22 protein-coding genes are annotated in these 24,852 nt (G+C 71.7%); 15 read left to right on the top strand and 7 right to left on the bottom strand.

Features of this window, described 5'->3' with window-relative positions:
* The 4 genes from HQQ85_RS03945 to HQQ85_RS03930 are packed head-to-tail and all read right to left on the bottom strand — an operon-like array spanning position 1 to position 3,838.
* On the bottom strand, positions 1-1,347 hold the full coding sequence (locus tag HQQ85_RS03945; protein ID WP_371741751.1) for a M20/M25/M40 family metallo-hydrolase: 1,347 nt from the start codon (positions 1,345-1,347) through the stop codon (positions 1-3).
* Positions 1,344-2,468 carry a PfkB family carbohydrate kinase gene (locus HQQ85_RS03940; RefSeq protein WP_173181177.1) on the bottom strand — a complete coding sequence of 375 codons (1,125 nt, stop codon included), beginning with the start codon at positions 2,466-2,468 and terminating at the stop codon, positions 1,344-1,346. Before HQQ85_RS03940 ends, HQQ85_RS03945 begins: the two co-directional genes overlap by 4 nt.
* Before the next feature lie 3 nt (positions 2,469-2,471).
* The gene (locus HQQ85_RS03935) at positions 2,472-3,428 is read right to left on the bottom strand and encodes a pseudouridine-5'-phosphate glycosidase (RefSeq protein ID WP_173181176.1); all 957 of its coding nucleotides are present in this window, start codon (positions 3,426-3,428) and stop codon (positions 2,472-2,474) included.
* On the bottom strand, positions 3,428-3,838 hold the full coding sequence (locus tag HQQ85_RS03930; protein ID WP_173181175.1) for a hypothetical protein: 411 nt from the start codon (positions 3,836-3,838) through the stop codon (positions 3,428-3,430). Before HQQ85_RS03930 ends, HQQ85_RS03935 begins: the two co-directional genes overlap by 1 nt.
* 39 nt (positions 3,839-3,877) lie before the next feature.
* Between HQQ85_RS03930 and HQQ85_RS03925 the strand changes: the two genes are divergently transcribed.
* From HQQ85_RS03925 to HQQ85_RS03915, 3 genes are all read left to right on the top strand, one after another.
* Complete coding sequence (locus HQQ85_RS03925; RefSeq protein ID WP_173181174.1) at positions 3,878-4,210, top strand: DUF6804 family protein; 333 nt, start codon at positions 3,878-3,880, stop codon at positions 4,208-4,210.
* 123 nt (positions 4,211-4,333) lie between these two features.
* Positions 4,334-6,448, top strand: coding sequence for a DEAD/DEAH box helicase (locus tag HQQ85_RS03920; protein ID WP_173181173.1), 2,115 nt, complete (start codon positions 4,334-4,336; stop codon positions 6,446-6,448).
* 47 nt (positions 6,449-6,495) lie between these two features.
* Positions 6,496-6,819 (top strand): YciI family protein, encoded by a 324-nt coding sequence (locus tag HQQ85_RS03915; protein WP_173181172.1) that lies wholly within the window; start codon positions 6,496-6,498, stop codon positions 6,817-6,819.
* Between the two features lie 36 nt (positions 6,820-6,855).
* Here the strand turns inward: HQQ85_RS03915 and HQQ85_RS03910 are convergent, their stop codons facing one another.
* A complete protein-coding gene (locus HQQ85_RS03910; protein WP_173181171.1) occupies positions 6,856-8,973 on the bottom strand; it encodes a S9 family peptidase in 2,118 nt (705 codons plus the stop codon).
* Positions 8,974-9,031: 58 nt separating this feature from the next.
* Between HQQ85_RS03910 and HQQ85_RS03905 the strand changes: the two genes are divergently transcribed.
* From HQQ85_RS03905 to HQQ85_RS03870, 8 genes are all read left to right on the top strand, one after another.
* Positions 9,032-10,216, top strand: coding sequence for an inorganic phosphate transporter (locus tag HQQ85_RS03905; RefSeq protein WP_173181170.1), 1,185 nt, complete (start codon positions 9,032-9,034; stop codon positions 10,214-10,216).
* Positions 10,213-10,449, top strand: a complete 237-nt coding sequence (locus HQQ85_RS03900; protein ID WP_173181169.1) for a hypothetical protein — start codon at positions 10,213-10,215, stop codon at positions 10,447-10,449. The genes HQQ85_RS03905 and HQQ85_RS03900 overlap by 4 nt, the downstream gene beginning before the upstream one ends.
* A 15-nt stretch (positions 10,450-10,464) precedes the next feature.
* Positions 10,465-11,868, top strand: coding sequence for an aldehyde dehydrogenase family protein (locus tag HQQ85_RS03895; RefSeq protein ID WP_173181168.1), 1,404 nt, complete (start codon positions 10,465-10,467; stop codon positions 11,866-11,868).
* An 85-nt stretch (positions 11,869-11,953) separates the two neighbouring features.
* Positions 11,954-13,471, top strand: a complete 1,518-nt coding sequence (locus HQQ85_RS03890; RefSeq protein ID WP_173181167.1) for an aspartate ammonia-lyase — start codon at positions 11,954-11,956, stop codon at positions 13,469-13,471.
* Positions 13,468-14,910: an FAD-binding oxidoreductase gene (locus HQQ85_RS03885; protein WP_173181166.1), complete on the top strand. Its 1,443-nt coding sequence runs from the start codon at positions 13,468-13,470 to the stop codon at positions 14,908-14,910. Before HQQ85_RS03890 ends, HQQ85_RS03885 begins: the two co-directional genes overlap by 4 nt.
* Before the next feature lie 116 nt (positions 14,911-15,026).
* The gene (locus HQQ85_RS03880) at positions 15,027-16,280 is read left to right on the top strand and encodes a PrsW family intramembrane metalloprotease (RefSeq protein ID WP_371741750.1); all 1,254 of its coding nucleotides are present in this window, start codon (positions 15,027-15,029) and stop codon (positions 16,278-16,280) included.
* Positions 16,281-16,340: 60 nt separating this feature from the next.
* Positions 16,341-16,715, top strand: a complete 375-nt coding sequence (locus HQQ85_RS03875; RefSeq protein ID WP_173181164.1) for an FKBP-type peptidyl-prolyl cis-trans isomerase — start codon at positions 16,341-16,343, stop codon at positions 16,713-16,715.
* A gap of 162 nt (positions 16,716-16,877) precedes the next feature.
* The gene (locus HQQ85_RS03870; protein ID WP_173181163.1) at positions 16,878-19,115 is read left to right on the top strand and encodes a UvrD-helicase domain-containing protein; all 2,238 of its coding nucleotides are present in this window, start codon (positions 16,878-16,880) and stop codon (positions 19,113-19,115) included.
* Positions 19,116-19,166: 51 nt separating this feature from the next.
* Here HQQ85_RS03870 and HQQ85_RS03865 read toward each other — a convergent pair whose 3' ends face one another.
* Positions 19,167-20,525, bottom strand: coding sequence for an MFS transporter (locus tag HQQ85_RS03865; protein WP_173181162.1), 1,359 nt, complete (start codon positions 20,523-20,525; stop codon positions 19,167-19,169).
* Complete coding sequence (locus tag HQQ85_RS03860) at positions 20,522-21,592, bottom strand: isopenicillin N synthase family oxygenase (RefSeq protein WP_173181161.1); 1,071 nt, start codon at positions 21,590-21,592, stop codon at positions 20,522-20,524. Before HQQ85_RS03860 ends, HQQ85_RS03865 begins: the two co-directional genes overlap by 4 nt.
* A gap of 197 nt (positions 21,593-21,789) precedes the next feature.
* Here HQQ85_RS03860 and rpsO point away from each other — a divergent pair, with 197 nt between their 5' ends.
* The 4 genes from rpsO (at position 21,790) to HQQ85_RS03840 (ending at position 24,850) form a co-directional block, all read left to right on the top strand.
* On the top strand, positions 21,790-22,059 hold the full coding sequence (gene rpsO, locus HQQ85_RS03855; RefSeq protein ID WP_173181160.1) for a 30S ribosomal protein S15: 270 nt from the start codon (positions 21,790-21,792) through the stop codon (positions 22,057-22,059).
* A 155-nt stretch (positions 22,060-22,214) separates the two neighbouring features.
* Positions 22,215-22,862 carry an FMN reductase gene (locus tag HQQ85_RS03850; RefSeq protein WP_254069097.1) on the top strand — a complete coding sequence of 216 codons (648 nt, stop codon included), beginning with the start codon at positions 22,215-22,217 and terminating at the stop codon, positions 22,860-22,862.
* Positions 22,863-22,940: 78 nt separating this feature from the next.
* Complete coding sequence (locus HQQ85_RS03845) at positions 22,941-24,095, top strand: type III polyketide synthase (RefSeq protein ID WP_173181159.1); 1,155 nt, start codon at positions 22,941-22,943, stop codon at positions 24,093-24,095.
* Entirely contained in the window at positions 24,095-24,850 is a 756-nt protein-coding gene (locus HQQ85_RS03840) for a methyltransferase domain-containing protein (protein WP_173181158.1), read from the top strand. The genes HQQ85_RS03845 and HQQ85_RS03840 overlap by 1 nt, the downstream gene beginning before the upstream one ends.
* The last annotated feature ends 2 nt before the right edge of the window (positions 24,851-24,852 follow it).

Raw genomic sequence — 24,852 nt, 5'->3', positions numbered from 1 at the left:
CTAGAGCCGCCTCAGCAGACGCTCGAAGAAGCGGATGCCCGTGAACCACGTGTGCACGTGCATCCGCTCGTTCTTGGCGTGCAGCGTGGCGCGCTCCTCCGACGACATCTCGAACGGGCTGAACCGGTACACCGAGCGGCTGAGCGGGGAGAACCACCGCGAGTCGGTCGCCCCGGTCTGCACGTAGGGCGTGACGACGGTGCCGGGGTAGCTCGCGACGATCGTCTCGGCGAGCAGGTCCCAGTCGGGCCCGTCCATGCGGGAGACCCGGGCGGGGCCGTTCTGCATCGTGGTCTCGACGCGCACCAGCGGGTCGGCGATCGAGCGTTCCAGGTGCCGCCGGGCCTCGTCGACCGTCGAGCCGACGGCGATGCGCACGTTGACGACGGCCTGGGCTCGCTCGGCCAGCGCGTTCGCGGCCGGTGACCCGGAGAGCTGCGTCACGGCCATCGTCGTGCGCACCATGGCGGCCGTCTCGTCGCTGAGCCGCGCGAAGACGGGCACGATCAGTGGGCGGAACAGCCCGACCCGGGTGAAGACCGTGCGCAGCGGGTTCGCCGCGTGGGCGCCGATGGTGGCGATCATGCGGGCCGTCACCGGATTCAGGCCCGCCGGGAACGGGTGCTTCTGCAGGCGCGTGATGGCCCGGGCCAGCCGGTTCGTGGCCGTGTCGGCCGGGGGAGTGGAGGCGTGTCCGCCCGGCTGCTCGACCGTGAGGGTGAAGTTCGTGGTGCCCTTCTCGCTCACGCCGACCACGGCGACCGGCACCTCGACCGTGGGGAAGGCGCGCTCGATCACCGCTCCGCCCTCGTCGAGCACGAGACCGATCTCGACTCCCCGGTCGTGCAGCAGGCGGGAGGCCGCCTCGGCGCCGGTGCCCGCCGTCTCCTCGTCGTGCCCGAACAGCAGGAAGACGTCGTGCTCGGGGGTGACGCCCGCGGCGAGCGAGCGCTCGACGGCTTCGAGAACGGCGACCACCGAGCCCTTGTCGTCGAGCGTCCCCCGTCCCCAGAGCACGCGGTCGGCGCCGTCGCCCGTGACCTCCGCGGCGAAGGGCGGATGCTCCCAGCCCTCGTCGGTGGCGACCACCACGTCGTAGTGGCCCATCAGCACGGCGGCGCGGCCTCGGGTGCGACCGGGCCAGCGGAAGAGGAAGGTGCGGTCGTGCATCCGCTCGAGCTCGAGGTGCTCGTGCACGAGAGGGTAGAGCTCACGGACGGCGTCGGCGAAGGCGTCGAAGGCGGCCTCGTCGCGCTCGGCCGGCGGCAGCGACATCGTGGGGATTCGGATCAGGGTTCGCAGGCGCTCGAGGGCGGCCTCGTCGTCGGGGGCGGAGCCGGCGATCACACCGGCACCGTCTCGGTCGCGGTCACCGGCTCGGGCCGGCCGGCGACCGGGGGGCGGGCGCCGAGGCGCTGGATCGCGATGGCCGCGCAGCGCACGCCCTCGCGGGCCGCACGCTCGAGTCTGGCCTCGTCGATCGCCTCGGCGACCACGGATCCCCCCGTGAGCAGCGCGTGCACGAAGCCGGCGCTGAAGGCGTCCCCCGCGCCGGTGGTGTCGACCGGGTCGACCAGCAGGGCCGGCACGCGCACGACCAGCGGATGCCCGTGCGCCCGCCTGACCGCGGCGAGCACCCCGCCGCGCCCCATCGTCAGCGCCACCACCGGTGCGTGCGCGAGCAGCGCGGTCGCCACCTCCTCCGGATCGGCGGCTGAACTGCCCGGAGCCGCCGGACCGGCGGACGCGATCAGCGCGCGCCCCTCGTCCAGGTTCGGCAGCAGCACCGTGGCGCCCCGGGAGGCGTCGAGCACCGTATCGGCACCGTGGTCGGCGATGAAGCCGGCGGAGCCCGGGTTCACCGAGATGGTCATGCCGGCCGCGGTGGCCGCGGCGATCAGGGCGGCGCAGGCGCGCACGGCGCTCATGCGTTCAGTGCCGGGCACGTCGTTGAAGAGCGAGTAGCCGGTGAGGTGCAGGTGCGCACCCGGCGCGAGCAGGGCGCGGTCGACGTCGGCGGGGCCGGTCAGCACGTTGGCGCCGCGCTCCGTGAGCATCGTTCGGGTGCGGTCGGGCTGCAGCACCACCACGATCGTGCCGGTCGGGCGCTCGGTGTCGGCCAGGAGGTGGGCCGCCACGCCGGCGTCGGCCAGCTCGGCGGCGTGCCGGTCCACGTCGGCCGCGCCGACCCGGCCGAAGAAGTGCGATTCGGAACCGAGGTGGCCGAACCAGGCCGCCGCGTTGGCCGCCGATCCGCCCGAGCGCCGCTCGATCGTGGCCGCCGTGTCGGTGTCGGGCCGGATGTCGCCGGCCGGGGTGACGATGACGTCGTCGAAGACGTCGCCGAACGCGATCACCCGCGGGGCGGCCAGGGGGACGATCACCCGGGGGGCGGCCAGGGGTGCGATCACCCGCGGGGCGGACAGGGGCGGGATCACCCGCGGCACGGGCATCCGCGGGTCGGTCACGGGCTAGGCCGCAGCGCTGTTCAGTGCGCTCCAGGAGAGCGCGATGCCGCCGGCGAGCCGCACGTTGTTGCGGGCGATGTCGAGGTTGACCTCGAGGCTGCGGCCGCCCGACTCCTCGACGATGAAGCCGAGCAGGAACGGTGTGACCGCCTTGCCCGAGACCCCGGCGGCGTCGGCCGCGGCGAAGGCGGTGGCCAGCACGCGGTCGTGCTCTGCCGGGTCCCACTGCTGATCGGCCGGCAGCGGGTTGGCCACCACGATGCCCTGGCCGTGGCCGAGCAGGTCCTGGCCGCGCATGACGCGGGCGATCTCGTCGGTGTCCTCGACCGACCAGTCGATCGTGTAGCCCGAGGTGCTGAGCCAGAAGCTCGGGAAGTCGGTGGTGCGGTAGCCGACCACGGGAACGCTGAGGGTCTCGAGGCGCTCCAGGGTGGCCGGGATGTCGAGCACCGACTTGACGCCCGCCGAGACGACGGTGACGCCCGAGAGCGCCAGCGCCGAGAGGTCGGCCGACTCGTCGAAGGTGTCGGAGGCGCCGCGGTGCACACCGCCGAGGCCGCCCGTGGCGAAGACGCGCACCCCGGCGCGGCCGGCGAGGTAGGCGGTGGCCGCGACGGTGGTCGCACCGCTCGCGCCCTTGGCCGAGAGGATCGGCAGGTCGCGGACGCTCGCCTTGGTCATGTCCTCCTCGGCGATGCGCCGCACGCCCTCGTCGTCGAGACCGATGCGGGGGATGCCGTCGAGCACCGCGATGGTTGCGGGCGTGACGCCGGCGTCACGGAGGATCGCCTCGAACTCCCGGGCCGCCTCGAGGTTGCGGGGGCGGGGGAGCCCGTGCGAGATGATCGTCGACTCGAGAGCCACGACCGGACGCCCGGCGGCGAGGGCCTCGGCGACCTCGTCGGAGACGCGGAAGGCCTCTGTCTGTGCCGGTGCCTTCGGGTTGCCGTCCGCCGCCATCAGTGGAGCCGCGCCTTGAGCGCGACCACCGGGTCGGCGGCGTTCAGGATGCCCGGCCCGAAGCGGAGCATCGTGACCGTGTGCGACACCGGGCCCCCGCCGATGCCCGAGCCGGCCGAGAGCCGCACCGCGACCGTCGCGCGCTCCCAGGTGAGGATGGCCTCCTGCGCCAGCTGCACGGTCAGCCCGAGAGGCTGCGTGTTGCCCGAGCGCACATCGGGCAGCGAGTAGCCGCCGAGCCCGGCGAGGGTGGAGTAGACCTCCGACACGTCTTTCTGCGGCAGCGGCACGGCGCCCTGCCCGGCGAAGACGGTGACGAACAGCCGCGCGGCGAGCTCCTCGGGATCAGCTGTCCAGAGCCCCTCGGGGCCTGCGAAAAGGGGGGTCGAAGCACCCGACGTGAATGACATGGCTTCACCCTACCGAGCGCCGCGTAGGATTGGCGAGACATGAGCGCGCGACAGACCACCCCCGACTTCACCCGTCCCGCACTCGCCCCCGGGCTCCTCGGCGCGATCGCCCTGGTGGCCTTCCTGGCCGTCATCGGCGACGACGGCTGGTTCACCGTGGCCCGCTTCGTGATCGCCATCCTGGCGCTCATCATGCTGGTCTTCGCGGTGCAGGCGAAGCAATGGTGGTGGCTCCCGCCGCTCGCCGCGATCGCCGTGCTCTGGAACCCGGTGCTGCCGATCGACCTGCCGCTCGTCGGCTGGCAGATCGCCCACGGCGTCGGCGCGATCGTGTTCGTCGCCAGTGGACTGCTGATCAAGGTGCATCGCTGATCAGGGTGCATCGCGTACACTGACCTTGCCACGGGATTTCCCGCTCCTCGCGCCGACCGCGATTTTATCGCCTTGCTCGACCGCCCAGGCCCCGTGCACTCCGCCTCACTCCCCAGGAGAACGATGTCAAGGTCCGGCAACCGCCGTACGCGCACCGCAGACAACACCGGTCTGATCCCGATCCTCGCCCGCAAGGTGCGCGAGGTCGAAGCCGCCGCCCAGCGCGGCAAGGTCGCCCCCGCCAACCGCACGAAGTTCCTCGTGGTCGCGCTGCTCATGCGCGAGGAGCGCGCGAGCATCAAGACCGACACGACGATCACCGACGCCGAACGCGCCGAGCAGCTGAAGCGCCTCGACGGCATCGCGTCGATCCTCGCGCGCACCGCCGCCCGCGACACCTCGCTCATCGCGCTGCTCGAGAACGACGCCCCGCTCTCGCCCGCCGCCCGGAGCCTCCGCCGCGAATACCTCGAGGACGCCGGCTACGAGGTGCCCGACGACGAGCCCGAGGCGCCCGCGCCCACCGCCACCGTCGTGCCGCCCGAGCTCGCCGAGCGCCAGGTCGTGCCCGTCTCGGTGAAGTCGCGCCAGCTGGCGAACCCGTTCATGGCTCCCGACCTCACGCCCGCGAAGCCGCACGGCGTCGGCCGGCTCTCGAACTGGGAGCTGCTCGGCCCGCTCTACCGCGCCTTCGAGTACGGCGCGGGCGGCAAGGCCGCCAGCATGGAGCTTCCCGAGGCCCCCACCATCGACCGCCTCTCGCCCCCCGGCCACGAGCTGATGGTGCACCAGTCCCGCTTCCTGCAGAGCGTTCAGGCCGGGCACCGCACCTTCCTGCTCGCCGACGAGCCCGGTCTCGGCAAGACGGCGCAGTCGCTCTTGGCCGCATCCGTCGCCGACGCCTACCCGCTGCTGGCCGTCGTGCCGAACGTGGTGAAGATGAACTGGGCGCGAGAGGTCGAGCTCTGGACCCCGCACCGCCGGGCCACCGTCGTGCACGGCGACGGCGAGACGCTCGACGCCTTCGCCGACGTCGTGGTCGTGAACTACGAGGTGCTCGACCGGCACCTGTCCTGGCTCGGCAGCATGGGCTTCCGCGGCATGGTCGTCGACGAGGCGCACTTCATCAAGAACATGACCTCGCTGCGCTCGCGCAACGTGCTGGCGCTGGCCGACCGCATCCGGCACACCGCCCCCGGCGGCAACCCGCTGATGATGGCGCTCACCGGAACGCCCCTGATCAACGACGTCGACGACTTCCGTGCGATCTGGCAGTTCCTCGGCTGGATCGACGGCGACAAGCCGGGCCCCGAGCTGATGGAGCACCTCGAGGAGATCGGGCTCACCCCGGCCGACGCGGGCTTCTTCGCCGAGGCGCGCGAAGCCGTCATCGACATGGGCATCGTGCGCCGCCGCAAGATCGACGTGGCCGCCGACCTGCCCGCCAAGCGCATCGTCGACCTTCCCGTCGAGCTCGACGACGACTTCGGCCGCTCCATCCGCGAGGCCGAGCGCGAGCTCGGTGCCCGCCTGGTGACGCGATATCGCCGCCTGGTCGCGGCCCGGGCCAACGCCCGCGGCGACGAGGTCGACGAGCTGCCAGACGACGACCTGATGCGCCTCGTCGCGCGGCAGGAGCTCGAGGACACGCAGGCCAACGAAGACGGCCTGAACGTCTTCACGATGGTGCGCCGCATCGGCACGGCGAAGGCCGGCCTTGCCGCCGACTACACCGCGCAGCTCGCCCGCTCCGTGGGCAAGGTGGTCTTCTTCGCCAAGCACATCGACGTGATGAACGCCGCCGAGGAGCTTTTCGCCAAGCGGGAGCTGAAGACGGTGTCGATCCGCGGCGACCAGTCGGCGGCCCTCCGTCAGCGCGAGATCGACGCCTTCAACAACGACCCCGAGGTGGCCGTGGCCGTCTGCTCGCTCACCGCGGCGGGCGTCGGCCTCAATCTGCAGGCCGCGTCGAACGTGGTGCTGGCCGAGCTGTCCTGGACCGCTGCCGAGCAGACCCAGGCCATCGACCGCGTGCACCGCATCGGCCAGGCCGAGCCGGTCACCGCGTGGCGGATCGTGGCCGCGCAGACGATCGACACCCGCATCGCCGAGCTGATCGACTCCAAGCAGGGCCTCGCCGCCCGCGCGCTCGACGGCTCCGACCAGGCGATCGGCTCGACCGACAGCGTGCAGCTCGACGCCCTCGTGGGGCTGCTGCGCTCGGCGCTGGAGGACTAGACCCGGGCGGTCTTTCGCTCGCCCTGCCGCATGTGTACGGTGTTCACATGCGATTCCTGATGTTCGTGATGGGCGACGAGACGCCCGACGTCGAGCCTGACGAGAGCGACGTCGACGTCTGGGTCGACGAGCTCGAGAGCGCCGGGCAGCGGGTGCTGGGCGACATCCTCGACCCGGGCACCGCCCGCGGGGTGCGGGTGCGCGCGGGCGAGACGATCGTCACCGAGGGCCCGCTCGTCGGCGTCACCGACGCGATCTGGGGCTTCGACCTGCTCGAGGCCCGCGACCTCGACGAGGCGACGGCGCTGGCAGCCCGGCATCCGATGGCCAGGAACGGCCGCCTGGAACTGCGGCCGTTCCCCGAAGGCTGACGCGGGCGACCGGCCCGGTCGGCCCGGGCGGCGCTGCTACGCGCGACCGAGCACGTCGAGCATCCACGCGTACTCGTACGACACCTCGCGCCACCGCTCGTACCGGCCCGACACGCCGCCGTGCCCAGCCGACATCTCGGTCTTGAGCAGCACGGGCGCGCCGACGTCGCGGAGCCGCGCCGTCCACTTCGCCGGCTCGACGTAGAGCACGCGGGTGTCGTTCAGGCTGGTCACGGCCAGGATGCGCGGGTACTCCTGCTCGGTCACGTTCTCGTACGGCGAGTACGACTTCATGTACGCGTAGACCTCGGGGTCGTGCAGCGGGTCGCCCCACTCGTCCCACTCGATCACGGTCAGTGGCAGCGAGGGGTCGAGGATCGACGTCAGCGCGTCCACGAACGGCACCTGAGCGAGGATGCCCGCGAACAGCTGCGGCGCCAGGTTCGCCACCGCGCCCATCAGCAGGCCGCCGGCGCTGCCGCCCTGCGCCACGAGCGTCGACGGAGCGGTGAAGCCCAGCTCGATCATCCGCTCGGCCGCGCTGACGAAGTCGGTGAAGGTGTTCTTCTTCGTCAGCGTCTTGCCGTCTTCGTACCAGTGGCGGCCGAGCTCGCCGCCGCCGCGCACGTGCGCGATCGCGAAGGCGACGCCACGGTCGAGCAGCGAGAGTCGGGCGACCGAGAACGACGGGTCGATCGAGGACTCGTAGGAGCCGTAGCCGTAGAGCACCAGCGGCGCCGGAGAACCGGTGCCGAGTACGCCGCGCCGGGCCACCAGCGAGATCGGCACCCGGGTGCCGTCGGTGGCCGTCGCCCATTCGCGGCGCTGCTCGTACACGTCGGGGTCGTAGCCGCCGAGCACCGCCTGCTGCTTCAGCAGCGTCGACGTGCCGGTGGCGATGTCGTGGTCGAACACCGAGGAGGGCGTGACGAACGAGGTGTAGCCGAAGCGGATGGTCGGCTGCTCCCACTCGGGATTGCCCGAGGTGCCCACCGAGAACAGCGGCTCGTCGAACTCGAGCTCGGTGAAGTCGGCTCCCGCGAGGCTCGTCGTGCCGGCGTCGAGGGGCAGCAGCGCGATGCGGGTGAGGCCGTCGCGCCGGTAGTCGATCGTCAGGTGGCCGGCGAAGGCGTCGACGTCCTCCAGGCGCACGGCCTCGTCGTGGGCGATCACGGTCTCCCACGACGAGCGGTCGAGCGGATGCGCGGGGTCGACGGCCACGAGCTCGAAGTTCAGCGCCTGGTCGTTGTGCAGCACCAGCAGCCGGTCGCGGCCGCCGACCACCGCGTGCTCGACGGCGTACTCGACGCCCTCACGCCGCGGCCAGACGACCTGGAAGCCGGCCTCTGGGTGCTCGGTGTCGAGCAGCAGCACCTCGCTGGTGATCTTCGAGCCGACCGCGATCTCGAGGTAGCGGCGGCTGCGGGTGAGGCCCACGCCGACCCAGAAGCGCTCGTCGGGCTCGGTGAAGACGACCTGGTCATCGGTGCCGCTCGTGCCGACGACGTGCTGCCAGATGGTGTCGGGGCGCCAGGCGTCGTCGACCGTGGGGTAGTAGACGCTCGAGCCGTCGCCCGAGAAGACGGCGCCCGGGAAGGTGTCGGCGACCTCGTCGGGCAGGTCCTCGCCGAGTTCGAGGTCGCGGATGCGCAGCGTGTAGCGCTCGTCGCCGACGACGTCGACGGCGTAGGCGAGCATCCGCCCGTCGGGGGAGACGTCGAAGGAGCCGAGCGAGTAGAACTCGTGGCCGGCGGCCTGCTCGTTGTCGTCGAGCACGACCTGCTCGCCGTCGATCGGCACGCCCGGCTCGATCGACGGGGGAGTCCAGTCGTCGGGGCCGGCGATGGGCGCGCGGCAGTGCACGCCGTACTGCGAGCCCTCCGCCGTGCGGGTGTAGTACCAGTGGCCGCCGTCGCGCACGGGCACCGAGAGGTCGGTCTCCCGGGTGCGGCCCTTGATCTCGTCGAAGATCTCCTGGCGGAGCGGTGCGAGGTGCGCGGTCGCCTCGTCGGTGAACGCGTTCTCGGCCTCGAGGTAGGCGAGCACCTCGGGATCCTCCTTGTCGCGCAGCCACTCGTAGGGGTCGGAGACGGTGTCGCCGTGGTGCACACGATCGAACGGGACCTTGCGGGCGCGGGGAGGGAGCGATGCCATGCCTCCAGCGTAGATCGCCCGTGAACATGAACGGCGGGTGAACGAATAGGGTTGCAGGGTGGATCTCACCGTCGTCGTCGTGCTCGTCATCGCGCTGGCCCTGTTCTTCGATTTCACGAACGGCTTCCACGACACGGCGAACGCCATGGCGACGCCGATCGCGACCGGTGCCCTGAAGCCCAAGGTGGCCGTGGCACTGGCCGCCGTGCTGAATCTCGTGGGCGCCTTCCTCAGCACCGAGGTCGCCAAGACCATCTCGGGCGGCCTGATCAAGGAGGGCGACGGGGGCGTCCAGATCCTGCCGGAGATGATCTTCGCCGGCCTGATCGGCGCGATCGTCTGGAATCTGCTGACGTGGCTGTTCGGGCTTCCCTCCAGCTCGTCCCACGCCCTGTTCGGCGGCCTGATCGGCGCGGCCGTGGTGGGAGCCGGGTTCGGGGTCGTCGACTACGGCGTGCTCATCTCCAAGGTCATCCTGCCCGCGCTCGTCGCGCCTCTGGTCGCCGGGCTGGTCGCCTTCGTCGCCACCCGACTGGCGTACGCGATCACCCGGATGCCGAGCGACAGCACGCAGGCCGGCGTCCGCGGCCGGTTCCGCTACGGCCAGATCTTCTCCTCCTCGCTCGTGGCACTCGCGCACGGCACCAACGACGCGCAGAAGACGATGGGCGTCATCACGCTCACACTGATCGCGTCGGGGCTGCAGCCCACGGGCTCGGGGCCCGAGTTCTGGGTGATCATCACCTGCGCGCTCGCGATCGCGCTCGGCACCTACATGGGCGGCTGGCGCATCATCCGCACCCTCGGCGCCGGTCTCACCGAAGTGAAGCCCGCGCAGGGCTTCGCCGCCGAGACCAGCACGGCCGCCACCATCCTGGCGTCGAGCCATCTCGGCTTCGCGCTCAGCACCACCCAGGTCGCCTCGGGCTCGGTGATCGGCTCGGGCCTCGGGCGGAAGGGCGCGTCGGTGCGCTGGCGCACGGCGGGCCGGATCGGCCTCGGCTGGCTGATGACCCTGCCCGCTTCGGCCGTCGTCGGCGCCCTCGCCGCGCTCGTCGTGGGCATCGGGCCGGTGGGCCTCGTGATCGACCTGGTCGCGGGCGTCGCCGTCATCGTCACGATCTTCGTCCTCTCCCGGCGCAACAACGTCGACTCCAAGAACGCGCTGAGCGAGGTCGACGCCGCCACCATCGCGGTGCGCACGCCGAAAGCCACCCGCCGCAAGCGAAAGGCCGTGAAGTGATCGACTGGGGAGCGTTCCTGATCGTGGCGGTGGCCTCGCTGGTGTCGACCGCCGTGGTGGTGAGCCTGTACTCGTTCGGGCTGAGGTTCCAGAGCCTCACCCACCTCGACGCGGCCACGGGTGAGCCGGTGCGTCCCCGGTGGGCCCGGGCGCTGGCCTACTTGTGCTTCGGCCTGAGCGTCTGCGCGGTGCTCTTCGGCATCTATCTGATAGTGCCATTTCTGCACCGCTGAACCTACGATGTCGCCATGACCTCCGATCCGATCATCGCGCCCCTCACCCCCGTGGTCCCCGTGCTGCGCTCGGGCTTCGACGAGGGGGTCACCCGGTCGCTGCGCTGGCGCACCGCCCAGCTGACGGCCATGAAGCGGATGCTCGACGAGAACTCCGCCGCGTTCGAGGACGCCCTCTTCACCGACCTCGGCAAGAACCCCACCGAGGCGGCGCTGACCGAGCTGAACGTCGTGGTCGCCGAGATCCAGCACACGCTGAAGCACCTCCGCGGCTGGCTGCGCCCGCGCCGCGTGCCCGTGCCGCTCGCCCTGGCGCCTGCGAGCGCCTCCACGATGCTGGAGCCCCTCGGCGTCGTGCTCGTCATCTCACCCTGGAACTACCCGCTGCAGCTGCTGCTCGAGCCCGCCGTCGGAGCCCTCGCCGCCGGGAACGCGGTGCTGCTGAAGCCGAGCGAACTCGCTCCGGCCACCTCGGCACTGCTGGCCGAGCTGGTGCCGCGCTATCTCGACGAGCGGGCCGTCGCCGTCGTCGAGGGCGGGGTCGAGGTCACCACGCAGCTGCTCGCCGAGCGGTTCGACCACATCTTCTACACCGGCAACGCCGCGGTCGGCCGCATCGTGATGACGGCCGCCGCGAAGCACCTCACCCCGGTCACACTCGAGCTCGGCGGCAAGTCGCCCGTCTACGTCGACGACACCGTCGACCTGGCGGGCGCCGCCCGGCGGATCGCCTGGGGCAAGTTCCTGAACGCCGGCCAGACCTGCGTGGCCCCCGACTACCTGATGGCGACGCGGGAGGTGGCCGACGCACTCGTGCCGCACCTGGTCGAGGCGATCGCCGAGCTGTACGAGGGCGATCCGCGCTCGAGCTCGAGCTACGGCCGCATCGTGAACGACAAGCAGTACTCGCGGTTGAAGGGCCTGCTCGACGGCCCCACTGTGCTGAGCGGCGGGCGCACCGACGACCGCACCCGGTACATCGCCCCGACCCTGCTCGGCGACGTCGCCCGCGACGCGCCCGTGATGCAGCAGGAGATCTTCGGGCCCCTGCTGCCGATCGTCTCGGTGTCGGGGCTCGACGACGCGATCTCGTTCATCCGTGCCGGCGAGAAGCCTCTGGCGCTCTACGCCTTCACGAGCGACCCGGTCGCGCAGCGGCGCATCCTGACCGAGACCTCCTCGGGTGCCGTCGGCTTCGGCGTGCCCGTCGCGCACCTCACTGTGCCCGGACTGCCTTTCGGCGGCGTGGGCGAGAGCGGCATGGGCGCGTACCACGGGCGGCGCAGCATCGAGACGTTCAGCCACGAGAAGGCGGTGCTCAGGAAGAGCCTCGTGCCCGACACGATGAAGCTCGTCTACCCGCCGTACACCGAGCGTCGGGACGGCTTCGTGCGAGGGCTGCTGCGCCGGTTGAGCTGAGCGCCCGGGGAACGGAGCCCGGAGTAGAGTCGATGCCGTCCCGCCACGAACGGGACGACACGACACGAGCAATGGAGCCCCACCCGTGACCACCACCGTTCCCACCGGAACCGCTTCCCCGACCGCAGCCGACGAAGCGGTCGGCGCCACCCGCACCGAGACCGACAGCCTCGGCAGCGTCGAGATCCCCGCCGAGGCGTACTGGGGCGTGCACACCGCCCGGGCGCTGGAGAACTTCCCGATCAGCCGCCGGCCGATCTCCGTCTACCCCGACCTCGTCAACGCCCTGGCCATCGTGAAGCAGGCCGCCGCCCGTGCCAACGCCGAGATCGGCGTGCTCGACCAGGCCAAGGCCGACGCCATCGAGGCCGCCTGCGAGCGCATCCGCGCCGGGGAGTTCCACGACCAGTTCGTCGTGGGGGTGATCCAGGGCGGGGCCGGCACCTCGACGAACATGAACGCCAACGAGGTGATCGCCAACGTCGCGCTGGCGGCGGGCGGGCATCCGCTCGGCTCGTACGACATCCTGCACCCGCTCGACGACGTCAACCGCAGCCAGAGCACCAACGACGTCTACCCGACGGCGGTCAAGCTCGCGATGGTCTTCTCGCTGCAGCGGCTGATGGTCGAGCACGAGCAGCTGCGCGACGCGTTCGCCGCGAAGGGCGTCGAGTTCGGGCATGTGCTGAAGGTGGGCCGCACCCAGCTGCAGGACGCCGTGCCGATGACGCTCGGGCAGGAGTTCCACGGCTTCGCCACCACCCTCACCGAAGACCTCGAGCGACTGCGGCACACGATGCCGCTGCTCTGGGAGATCAACCTGGGAGCGACCGCGATCGGCACGGGAATCACGGCCGACCCGAACTACGCCGCCACCGTCTGCCGGCACCTCCGCGACCTCACGGGCTTCGAGCACGTCACCGCCGCCGACCTCGTCGAGGCGACGAGCGACGCCGGCGTCTTCATGACCCTCTCGGGCGTGCTGAAGCGCTCGGCCATCAAGCTCTCGAAGATCTGCAACGACCTGCGGCTGCTCTCCAGCGGCCCGCAGGCCGGTTTCGGCGAGATCAACCTGCCGGCGCGCCAGGCCGGCTCGAGCATCATGCCGGGCAAGGTCAACCCGGTCATCCCCGAGGTCGTGAACCAGGTCGCGTTCTCGGTCGCCGGTGCCGACGTCACGATCACCATGGCGGCCGAGGGCGGGCAGCTGCAGCTGAACGCCTTCGAGCCCGTGATCGCGCACTCGCTGCTGCAGAGCCTCGCCTGGATGACGCAGGGCTGGCGCACCCTCCGGGTGAACTGCATCGACGGCATCACGGCGAACCTCGACCGGCTCGACACGATGGTGTCGACCTCGGTGGGCGTGGTCACGGCGCTCACCCCCTACATCGGCTACACGGCGGCCTCGGCGCTCGCGAAGACCGCGCTGCTGACCCACCGCAACATCGCCGACCTCGTCGTCGAGGCCGGGCTGATGAGCCGCGAGCGGGTGATGAAGCTCATCTCGCCGGCGCGCCTGTCGGGCATCGAGGCGATCACGGCGGCGATCGACGTGGTCGAGATGGACGAGCTGGCAGATGCGCCAGGAGAAGGAGAGCGATGAGCACGGTGACGGATGCGCGGGCGGCAGGCCCGGGCGAGACGGGGGCCGGGGCATCCGCTCTGCGTCAGCTGATCGAGCAGCTCGGCGACCGCGTGATCGTCGACCCCGCGGCGCTCGACGCGCTGCGCACCGACCGCTCGGGCTGGTGGTCCGACGGTGGTGCCCTCGCTCTCGTGGAGGCCCGGAGCGTCGAGGACGTGCAGGCCGTGCTGCGGATCGCCAGCGCCCACCGGGTGTCCGTCGTGCCGCGCGGAGCGGGCACGGGCCTGGCCGGGGGCGCGACCGCGACACCCGGTGCGATCGTGCTGAGTGTGCGCGAGATGGACCGGATCCTGGAGATCGCGCTCGACGACGAGATCGCGGTCGTGGAGCCCGGCGTCATCAACGCCGCGCTCGGGGAGGCTCTCGAGCCGCACGGCTACGCGTTCTCGCCCGACCCGGCGTCCAAGGCCATCTCGACGATCGGCGGCAACATCGCCACGAACGCCGGCGGTCTGATGTGCGCCAAGTACGGCGTGACGCGCGAGGCCGTGCTCGGGCTCGACGTGGTGCTCCCCGACGGCAGCCTGCTCTCAACCGGGCGGCGCACCGTGAAAGGCGTCACGGGCTACGACCTCACCGCGCTGTTCACCGGTTCGGAGGGCACGCTCGGCGTGATCGTCGGAGCCACGGTGCGCATCCGGCCCATCCCGCCCGGCCAGCTCGTGACCATCGCGGCCTTCTTCTCCGACCTCACCGCCGCCGCGGCGGCCTGCGCGGCGGTCACCGCCTCGCGCGTGCGGCCCGCGGTGATGGAGCTGATGGATGCCCTGACCGTCGCCGCGGTCACCCGCTACCTCGGCACGACCGAGCGGGCACCCGGTGCGGCCTTCGTGCTCGTGCAGACCGACGGGGCGGGAGCCGCCGAGGAGGGCGACGCCATCGCCCGGGTGCTCCGGGAGGCCGGGGCGTTCAGCGTCGAGCAGTCCGCCGACCCGGTCGTCGCCGCCGAGCTGCTGGCGTTCCGGCGCAGCATGCACCCGGCGCTCGAGGTGCTCGGCGAGGTGCTGATCGAGGACATCTGCGTGCCGCGCTCGGCGCTGCCGGCGATGTTCGCCGAGATCGAGCGGATCGGCGCGGCATACGGGCTCGACATCCCCACCGTGGCGCACGCCGGCGACGGCAACCTGCACCCGAACTTCGTGGTGCCGCCGGCGCTCGTCGACGCGCCGGGCGGCGAGGTCGTCGAGGGAGCGCCCGACATCGTCTGGCAGGCCGCCGACGAGCTGTTCGAGTCGGCCCGCCGGCTCGGGGGCACCCTGACCGGCGAGCACGGTGTCGGTGTGCTCAAGCGGCGCTGGCTCGAGGGGGAGCTGGGGGAGAGCGGCCTCGAGCTGCAGCGTCGCCTCAAGGCCGTGTTCGACCCGCTGGGCATCATGAACCCGGGCAAGGTGTACTGAGCGGCAGGGTGTACTGAGCGGGCACGCCAGGGGAGCATCCGCCCGGGATGCGCAACGGGGTGCTGGGTGTCGCCGGTTCGCGCTACGCTGAGAATCCCCTACCGTGAGGAATGCTCGTGACACTCTTCGACCCCCGCCACCCGGCGTCGGCCGTGTCCGCCCCCGCGCTGGCTCAGGCCCCCGATGCCGGGCCGGCCGCCGCGCTGCCGCCGCTCCCGGCGCTCGGGGCGCCCGCCCGCCGGCAGACCGGCTCGACCGCCTCGCTCGTGCTGCTGATCGTCGGCATCATCGTGCTGGCGTTCGTCTTCCTCGCGGTGATCGGGTACCTCGTGCTGGGCCTCGGCCCCGTGGCCGTGGTCATCTGCGCGATCATCGCGCTCATCCCGCTGGCGGTCGTGATCACGGCGATCACCGTGATCGACCGCTGGGAGCCCGAGCCACGGCCCGCGCTCTGGTTCGCATTCCTCTGGGGCGCGGCCGCGTCGGTGGCGATCGCCCTGATCGTCGACCTAGGCGTGCAGGTGATCGTCGCCACGGCGAGTGACGGGCAGGCGACGACGAGCGATCTGTGGAGCTCGGTCATCCAGGCCCCGGTGGTCGAGGAGAGCGCCAAGGCGGCGGGCGTGCTGCTGCTCGTCATCATCTTCCGACGGCAGTTCGACGGCCCGGTCGACGGCCTCGTCTACGGGGCGACGGTGGCGGCCGGGTTCGCCTTCACCGAGAACATCCTCTACTTCGGCCAGTCGCTGATCGAGTCGGGCGGCGTGGGGCTCGGCTTCACGTTCGTGCTCCGGGGCATCATGTCGCCGTTCGCGCACGTCATGTTCACCGCCTGCACGGGCGTCGCCCTGGGCTTCGCCGTGCGGCAGAAGCACTGGTTCGCGGCGGTGGCCGTGTTCCTGCTGGGCCTCGTGCTCGCCATGGGTCTGCACGCGCTGTGGAACGGGTCGACCTTCCTGGTCGAGGGCCTCGACGGGTACTTCCTGCTCTACTTCGTGGTGCAGGTGCCGCTGTTCGTGCTCGCCATCGTCTTCGTCGTGCTGCTCCGTCGCTCGGAGCGCCGGCTCACCCACGCGCGGCTGAGCGAGTACGCGGCGGCGGGCTGGTTCAGCCCGACCGAGGTGGAGATGCTCTCGACCGGCGCGGGCCGGCGGGCGGCGCGCCGCTGGGCGCGCACGCTGCCGGGCAACGGCGAGCCCGCCATGCGGGCGTTCACCCGCGACGCCACGCGGCTCGCGTTCGTGCGGCAGCGCATGCTCGCGGGGCGCTCCACCGCCGCACCACGCCATGACGAGGCCGCGCTGCTCGAGTCGCTGCTCGCCGATCGTCTCGCCCTCGCCGGGGCGGCGGGCGGGCATCCGCTGACCTGAGCGAGCCGTGTGACGCCGGTCGCTTTTGCCATGCATCGGCAGGTGGGCTTGGATGGAGTCATGACTGATTCCACTGCTTCGAAGCCCGAGATCGACTTCCCCGAGGGCCCCGCGCCCACCACGCTCGTGATCGACGACATCGTCGAGGGCACCGGCAAGGAGGCGACCCCTGGCGCCACCGTCGAGGTGCACTACCTCGGCGTCGAGTACGAGACGGGTGACGAGTTCGACTCCTCCTGGGGCCGCGGCGAGACCATCAGCTTCCCGCTGAACGGCCTGATCGCCGGCTGGCAGGACGGCATCCCCGGCATGAAGGAGGGCGGCCGTCGCAAGCTGACCATCCCGCCGCACCTGGCCTACGGCCCGGCCGGCTCGGGGCACTTCCTCGCGGGCAAGACGCTGATCTTCGTGATTGATTTGATTTCGGTGCCGTAGGCACCTGTGCGCCGCCGCCCCTGCGGCGCACTTGGCGGGTGATATTCCCGCCACCACCTCGAGGCCGCTCCGGCTCGGGAGGAGTGCTGCTCCTTCCGGCCAGATGCGGCCTTCGACGTTCCCGCGACGAGTAGAATTGCTTGCCGGGTTTCGGGAGGTTCTGTGGTCAACGAGGAATTGGCGCGCGAGCGCGAGTACGTGTCAGGGCTGTACCAGCGGCTCGACGGTCTGCGCGCCGACGCCGAGCGCGAGCTGGCCGCCGTGCGCCGCGAGAGCGTCGGCGGCAACCACCAGAGCCGCTCGGAGCGCGACGCCTTCGCCCGCGCGTACGAGGATCGCATCGGGCAGCTCCGCGAGGTGGGCGAGCGCCTGGCCTTCGGCCGGCTGGAGCTGGCCGAGGCCGACGACAACGGCAGCACCCACCACTACATCGGCCGCATCGGCCTGCGTGACGAGAACCTCGAGCCGCTGCTGCTCGACTGGCGTGCGCCCCAGGCCCGGGCCTTCTACCAGGCCACCGCCGCCACCCCGCTCGGCGCCCGTGCCCGGCGCCACCTGACGACCCGGGGTCGCGAGGTCGTGCGCATCGAGGACGAGGTCTTCGACGCCGAGCTGCTCGACGAGGAGGGCACCGCCCTGCAGGGCGAGGGCGCCCTGCTCGCCGCCCTCTCGGCCCAGCGCACCGGCCGCATGCACGACATCGTCTCGACCATCCAGGCCGAGCAGGACAGGGTGATCCGCTCCGAACTGCAGGGCGTGCTCGTCGTGCAGGGCGGCCCCGGCACCGGCAAGACCGCGGTGGCGCTGCACCGCGCCGCCTACCTGCTCTACACGCACCGCGAACGGCTCGGCGCGAGCGGCGTGCTCGTCGTCGGCCCGAGCCGTGCCTTCCTGCAGTACATCAACGCCGTGCTGCCGAGCCTCGGCGAGACCGGCGTCGTGCTGGCGAGCCTCGGACAGCTCTACCCGGGCGTCGAGGCCACCGTCGACGACGAGCCGGCCGTCGCCGCCCTGAAGGGCTCCGCCGAGATGGCGGCCCTGATCCGCCGCGCCGTGCGCTCGCGCCAGCGGGTCCCCGAGGAGCCGCAGACGCTGACGATCAACGGCGAGACCCTGGTGCTCCAGCCCTCCGCCGTCGCCGACGCCATCGCGAAGGCCCGCGAGTCGGGCAAGCCCTACAACGAGGGCCGGGTCTCGTTCGTGAAGAACCTCCTGGGTCAGCTCACCAAGCAGCTCGCCGAGCAGCTGCGCCGTCGCGGTTCGACCGTCGACGACGCCGACCTGGCCTACCTGCGGGAGGACATCCGTACCGCCTACGACGTGCGGGTCGCGCTCAACACCGCGTGGATCCCGCTGACGCCCGAGAAGCTGCTCGACGACCTCTACGCCCGCCCGCAGTGGCTCGCGTCGCTCACCTCGCACTGGTCGAAGGCCAAGCGCGAGCTGCTGCGCCGGGAGCGCGGCTCGGCGCTGACGGTCTCCGACGTGCCGCTGCTCGACGAGGCGGCCGAGCTGCTCGGCGAGTACGACCCGGGTGACGCCGCCCAGAAGCGCGCGGAGAAGCAGCAGCGCAAGCGCGACCTCGAGAACGCCCGCACCGCGATCAGCAACATGGACGTCGACGGCCAGGTCTCGGCCGAGACCGTCGTGGCCGGCTTCGCCGAGCAGGACGCGGTGCTCACCACCGCCGAGCGCGCCGCCTCCGACCGCAGCTGGACCTACGGGCACATCGTGGTCGACGAGGCGCAGGAGCTGTCGCCGATGCAGTGGCGCGTGCTGCTGCGGAAGGCCCCGCTGCGCTCGCTCACCATCGTCGGCGACGTGGCCCAGGCCAGCTCGGCCGCCGCCTCGACCAGCTGGGAGTCGACGCTGTCGCCGCTCGTGGGCGAGAACTGGCGGCTCGAGGAGCTCACGGTCAACTACCGCACACCCTCCCAGATCGTCGACGCCGCCGAGCGGGTGGCCGTGGCGAACGGGCTGCGGGTCACCCGCTCGCGCTCGGTGCGCACCACCGAATGGCCGGTCGACGCGGTCGAGACGGCGGCGGATGCGGCGCTCGGCGAGGCGGTGCGCGACCGCGTCGCCGAGATGGTCGAGCAGGGCGGCACCACCGCGGTGATCGCCCCGGCCTCGCGGCTGGCTGCGCTTTCGTCGACGCTGTCCGATCGGTTCGGCGACGACGTGGGGGTCGGGGTGCGGGGGCTCTCCCGTCCGATCGCGCTGCTGTCGCCGGCCGAGGCGAAGGGCCTCGAGTTCGACTCCGTCGTGGTGGCGTCGCCCCAGGGTGTCGTCGCCGAGAGCACGCGCGGAGCATCCGCTCTGTACGTGGCCATGACGCGGTCGACGCAGCGGCTGAGCCTGGTGCTGGCGCCGGGGGAGCAGGCGCCGGCGGGGCTGTAGCGCGAAGCCGAGCCTGCAGCCACCGCGGCCCTCGGCTTCCGGCAGCTGCGGCTACGGCTTCGGGTCGTGCGCGTCGTACGCGCGGAAGCTGTGCACGAAGCGCAGGATGACGCCGGCCGCCACCACGATCGCGAGGCCGCCCACGAGCGGCGGCAGCCAGAGCGCCGCGACCACCGAGAGGGCGCCCACGTAGAGGTCGCCGATGCGCGGGCCGCCCGTGACCACCACGGTGAACACGCCCTGCAGGCGGCCCCGCATGTTGTCGGGCACGGCCGTCTGCAGCATGGTCGAGCGGAAGATCGCGCTGATCTCGTCGCTCACCCCGGCGCCCATCAGGGCGAGTGAGGCGAGCGCGAGGCCGGTCAGGTCGACCGCGTCCCAGCTCTGGCCGACCGCGCCGCCCGTGACCGACGCGACGAGCAGCACCACGCCGAAGAGCGCCGTGAAGACACCGTAGGACTGCACGGCGCGAGCGATCGCGCGGCCCTGCCAGCGCACCTGGCCGAGCCGGCCCGAGAACACGCTCGCGAGCAGCGAGCCGATCGCGAAGGCCGCCGTCAGCACGCCGACCGTGACGGGGCCGCCGCCGAGCACGAGCACGCCGACGGCCGGGAAGAGCACGCGCGGCTGGCCGAAGGTCATCGCCGCGATGTCGATCAGGAACGAGGCGCGGATGTTCGGCGCGCGCCTGAGGAAGGCGAAGCCGTGACGCAGCGACGCGAGCCCCGGCCGGTGCACCTCGCCCTCGGGCAGGATGCGCGGCAGGCTCGCGATGCCGAGGAACGCCGCGACGAAGAGCACGACTTCGACGGAGTAGGTCCAGCCGAAGCCGACCGACGCCACCAGCACACCGGCGAGGGCCGGACCGACGGTGACCATCACACCGGTGGTGATGCCGCTGAGGGCGGCTGCGGCGGGCAGCAGCTCCCGGGGCAGGATGCGCGGGAAGATCGCCGAACGCGTGGTCTGCACCACCGTCGCCGAGACGGCGTTCACGGTGGCCAGGGCGTAGAGGGCGCCGACGCTGTCGGCACCCGTCCAAGCGAGCACGGCGAGGAGCGCCGTCGATACCCAGGCGATCACCGCGGCGAGCAGGGCGACGCGGCGGCGGTCGAAGGCGTCGGCGAGCATCCCGCCGTACAGGCCCGCGACGATCATGGGCACGAGGGCGAAGAGGGCCACCCCGGCGACGGCGAGGGTCGAGGAGGTGAGCCGGTAGACGTCGAGGCCCACCGCCACGACCGTCATCTGGCTGCCGATGCCCGAGATCGCCTGGCCGGCCCAGAGGCGGGCGAAGGCGGGGCTCGCCCTGAGCGGCGTGATGTCGACGAACGCCGAACGGCGGCGGGCCGGCTGCGGGACGAGATCGTCTCCGGCCGGTCCGCCGCCGCTCGGGCGGGGGTCGCTCACTCCTGGGTGTTCTGCGCGGCGGCGGCCGCGTTCTTCTCCACGAGGTCGGCGTGGTGCTTCGCGGCCACGTCGGGGTGCGCGCGCAGGCGGCTCTTCAGGGCGTTCTCGCCGTAGGTGGTGAAGATCGGGTTGCGCGGGTCGACCGTGATGCCCTTGGCCTCGGCCTTCAGCTCCTCGGGCAGCGGTAGCACCGGGATGGTGGCGTCGAGCGCCGGGCTGTAGAAGAAGGGGATGGAGACGCGGTCGTCACCGATGCGCGGCGAGATCACACGGTGCACGGTGGCCTTGAGGTAGCCGTTGGTGGCGACCTCGAGCAGCTCGCCGATGTTCACCACGAAGGCGTCGTCGATCGGAGGAGCGTCGATCCACGCGCCGTCCTTCTCGACCTGCAGGCCGCCCTTGCCGGGCTCGACGAGCAGCAGCGTGAGCACGCCCGAGTCCTTGTGGGCGCCGACGCCCTGCTTGGGCTCGGGGTCGCTCTTGCCGGGGTAGCGCACGATCTTGATCAGGGTGGAGGGGCGCTCGGCGAAGGCGGCGTCGAAGACGTCCTCCTCGGCCCCGAGCGACACGGCCCAGGCGCGCAGCAGCGTGAGGCTCACGCGGTTGAGCTCCTCGTACCACTCGCCGACGACCTCCTGCAGCTCGGGCAGAGCCGCCGGCCACTGGTTGGGGCCGTCGAGGCGCATGTAGTCGGGGGTCTCGTCGGAGACCGGCACGGGCTCGCGCTCCACGCCGATGTCGATCTGCTCGCGCCAGTCGACCTTGCCCTGCGTGAGCTCGCCGCCCACGCGGGTGTAGCCGCGGAAGTGCGGGCTGTTCAGGTTCTCGATCGCGAGCTTGTCGGCCTCGGGGAGGGCGAAGAAGCGCCTGGCCGTCGCCATCACGCGCTCGATCAGCTCGTGCGGCACGCCGTGCCCGACGAGGTAGAAGAAGCCGTAGTCGTGCGTGGCCTCGCGGAGCTCGAGGCGGAAGGCCTCCGCGTCCGTGGCGTCGCCGTTCAGCCGGCTGAGGTCGAGCACCGGCAGGGTCGCGGTGCTGAGGGGGGCTGTGCCCAGGGTGTCTGTCATGTCGATCCGTCCGTTCCGTGTTCTGCAACGCACCTCTACTATCCTGTGTTCCCGACTCGGGGGCGAACTGGACAGCGAAGTGTTACGGGCGTGTTTCTGGTAAGCTCTTCAGGTTGCCGTGTGAACGGCCGCGGACAAAGAGAGCCACAGCATCAGGCTGACTGGCACCGCGCAACGAGAGAAAGGGGATCCCATCTATGGCACTCGAAGCAGACGTCAAGAAGGCGATCATCGACGAGTACGCTACCCACCCCGGTGACACCGGATCCCCTGAAGTGCAGGTCGCCATGCTGACCCGCCGCATCAAGGACCTCACGGAGCACCTCAAGGAGCACAAGCACGACCACCACTCGCGTCGTGGTCTGCTGCTGCTCGTGGGCCAGCGCCGTCGACTGCTCGGCTACCTGCAGGACATCGACATCGACCGCTACCGTTCGCTCATCGAGCGCCTCGGGCTGCGTCGATAGATTCCTGGGTTCGCCCTTCGGGCGAGACCACGTACCGCTCTGGACGGGCCGTCACCTTCGGGTGGCGGCCCGTTCTGCGTGCGGGAATACGATCCCTGCCCTCGTCGTTGAGACGGTTACATGCAAACGCATGAAGTTCTCGGAGGGATCCCCACATGTCGAACAACCCGGCCATGTCGAAGAAGCTCGTCGTCGTCAGCGCCGGCCTCAGCCAGCCCTCGAGCACCCGGCTGCTCGCCGACCGCCTGAGCGAGGCAGTCCTGGCCGAGCTCGACCTCCGCGGAGCATCCGTCGACCTCGAGGTGATCGAGCTGCGCGACCTCGCCCAGGACATCACGAACAACCTGCTCACCGGCTTCGCCAGCCCCCGGCTGCAGAGCGCCCTCGACGCCGTGAGCCGCGCCGACGGCCTGATCGCCGTGACCCCGATCTTCACCGCGAGCTACAGCGGCCTGTTCAAGTCGTTCTTCGACGTGATCGACAACGCCGCCCTCACCGGGCTGCCCGTGCTGATCGCCGCGACCGGTGGCACCTCGCGCCACTCGCTGGCGCTCGACCACGCCGTGCGGCCGCTGTTCTCCTACCTCCGCGCGATCGTGCTGCCCACCGCCGTCTTCGCCGCGAGCGAGGACTGGGGCGGGGGAGCCGACGTCACCGGAACCGCCTCGCTGCCCGACCGCATCCGCCGCGCCGGGCGCGAGCTCGCCGCCCAGGTCGCGGTCTCGACCCGCTCCGCGGAGGTCGTCGACCCCTTCGCCCTGGACGCCTCGTTCGACCCGTCGGGGATGTTCCCGGCGCGCTGACACGAGCCGCCCGGGGTGTTCCCGGCGCGCTGACGCAACCCCGGGGCGGGGCCCAGCCGTTCGTGCTTGGATGAGCAGATGGCCGCGAGCATCCGATCCATCCAGACGGCCGTGCCCCGAACCAAGCTCGCTCAGGAGCGGGTGCGCGACCTCTTCGCCGCGCAGCCCGGCCTGACGAGGCTCGGGCAGCGACTCGTCGCCACCTCCTTCGACTCGTCGGGCATCCGCACCCGGCACACCGTGCTGGACGAGCTCGCCGCCGACGGCCGGGCCCCCACCGAGCTCTTCGTCGATGCGGAGACCAAGGCCTTCTCGTCGCCGTCGACGGGGGAGCGCAACCGCATCTACGTCGAGCAGGCACCCGGGCTCGCGGTGACCGCGGCGAAGCGGGCCCTCGACGCGCTGGCTCCCGGCATCACCGCGGCCGACGTCACCCACGTCGTCACCGCCTCGTGCACCGGCTTCTTCGCACCCGGCCCCGACTGGGCGCTGCAGCGCGAACTGGGGCTCTCCGACTCGGTGCAGCGCCATCACGTGGGCTTCATGGGCTGCTACGCCGCCTTCCCCGCGCTGCGCATCGCGAAGGCGTTCTGCGAGGCCGACCCCGAAGCCGTCGTGCTCGTCGTCTGCGTCGAGCTCTGCACCCTGCACGTTCGGTCCTCGAACGAGCCCGACCAGATCGTGGCCTCCTCCGTGTTCGCCGACGGGGCGGCCGCGGCGGTCGTCACGGCCCGCGAGACGGGCGCCTCCGCCTACCCGACGCTCGCACTCGACGAGTTCGCCAGCGCCATCGTGCCCGACGGCGAGGCCGACATGGCCTGGACCATCGGCGACCACGGCTTCGAGATGGTGCTCTCCAGCTACGTGCCCAAGATCATCGAGCAGAACATCCGCACCGCCCTGTCGCCGCTGCTCGGGTCGGCAGGGGCGGAGGCCGCGATGCACTGGGCGATCCATCCCGGTGGGCGGAGCATCCTGGACCGGGTCGAGCAGACCCTCGGCCTCACGCCGACCCAGCTCGCGCCCTCCCGAGAGGTGCTGCGCGACTACGGCAACATGTCGAGCGCCACGGTGCTGTTCGTGCTGAAGAGCATCCTCGACCAGGCGCTCGTGACGGGCACGATGGATGCGCGCCCCGCCGCCTCGCGCCCGCTCGAGCGGGTGTGCGCGATGGCCTTCGGCCCGGGGCTCACCGTCGAGTCGGGCCTGTTCACCCTGAGGCCGGCGGGCTGATGGCCCGGCTCGAGCGCAAGCCCCCCGGCGCGCGGCCGCTCAGGAAGCGCGCCGTCGACGCGCGCGAGCTGATGGACCACGACGACGCCGACCCCGAACTGCTCGCCCGCACCTACCGGCAGTTCCGCACCATGAACCGGCTCGTCGCCGGCTGGCGCGGCACCTACACCGAACGCATCAAGCCGCTGCTCTCGGCCACCGAGCCCTCGACCCTGCTCGACGTCGGCTGCGGCGGCGGCGACATCGCCCGGGCCCTCGCGCGCTGGGCGAAGCGCGACGGGCTGCAGCTGACCGTGGTCGGCATCGATCCGGATGCGCGGGCGATCGCCGCGGCCCAGGACGCCCCCAACCCCGACGACGTGCGCTTCGCCCGCGCGAACAGCTCCCAGTTCGTCGACGTCGCCCAGCGCTGGGACTTCGTCATCTCGAACCACGTGCTGCACCACCTGACGCCCGTGGAGCTCGAGGACCTGCTGATCGACTGCGAACTGCTCACCCGCGGGCTCGCGATCCACAGCGACATCCGCCGCAGCCGGGGGGCGTATGCCGCCTACTGGCTTCTGACCGCGCTGCCGGTGCCGGTGTTCCGCAACTCGTTCCTCAGGGAGGACGGGCTCACCTCGATCCGCCGCAGCTACACCGAGGGCGAGCTCGCCGTGGTCGCCCGGCGCGGCTGGAGCGTGGAGTCGCAGTCGCCCTACCGCCTGCTGCTGAGCTACGCCGCGAAACCCGAGGCCGCCGGTACGGCAGAGTAGAG

Source organism: Herbiconiux sp. VKM Ac-2851, assembly GCF_013205105.1.
In the GTDB taxonomy this organism is placed as follows: Bacteria; Actinomycetota; Actinomycetes; order Actinomycetales; family Microbacteriaceae; genus Herbiconiux; species Herbiconiux flava.
This window is presented reverse-complemented; position numbering and strand designations above follow the sequence as displayed.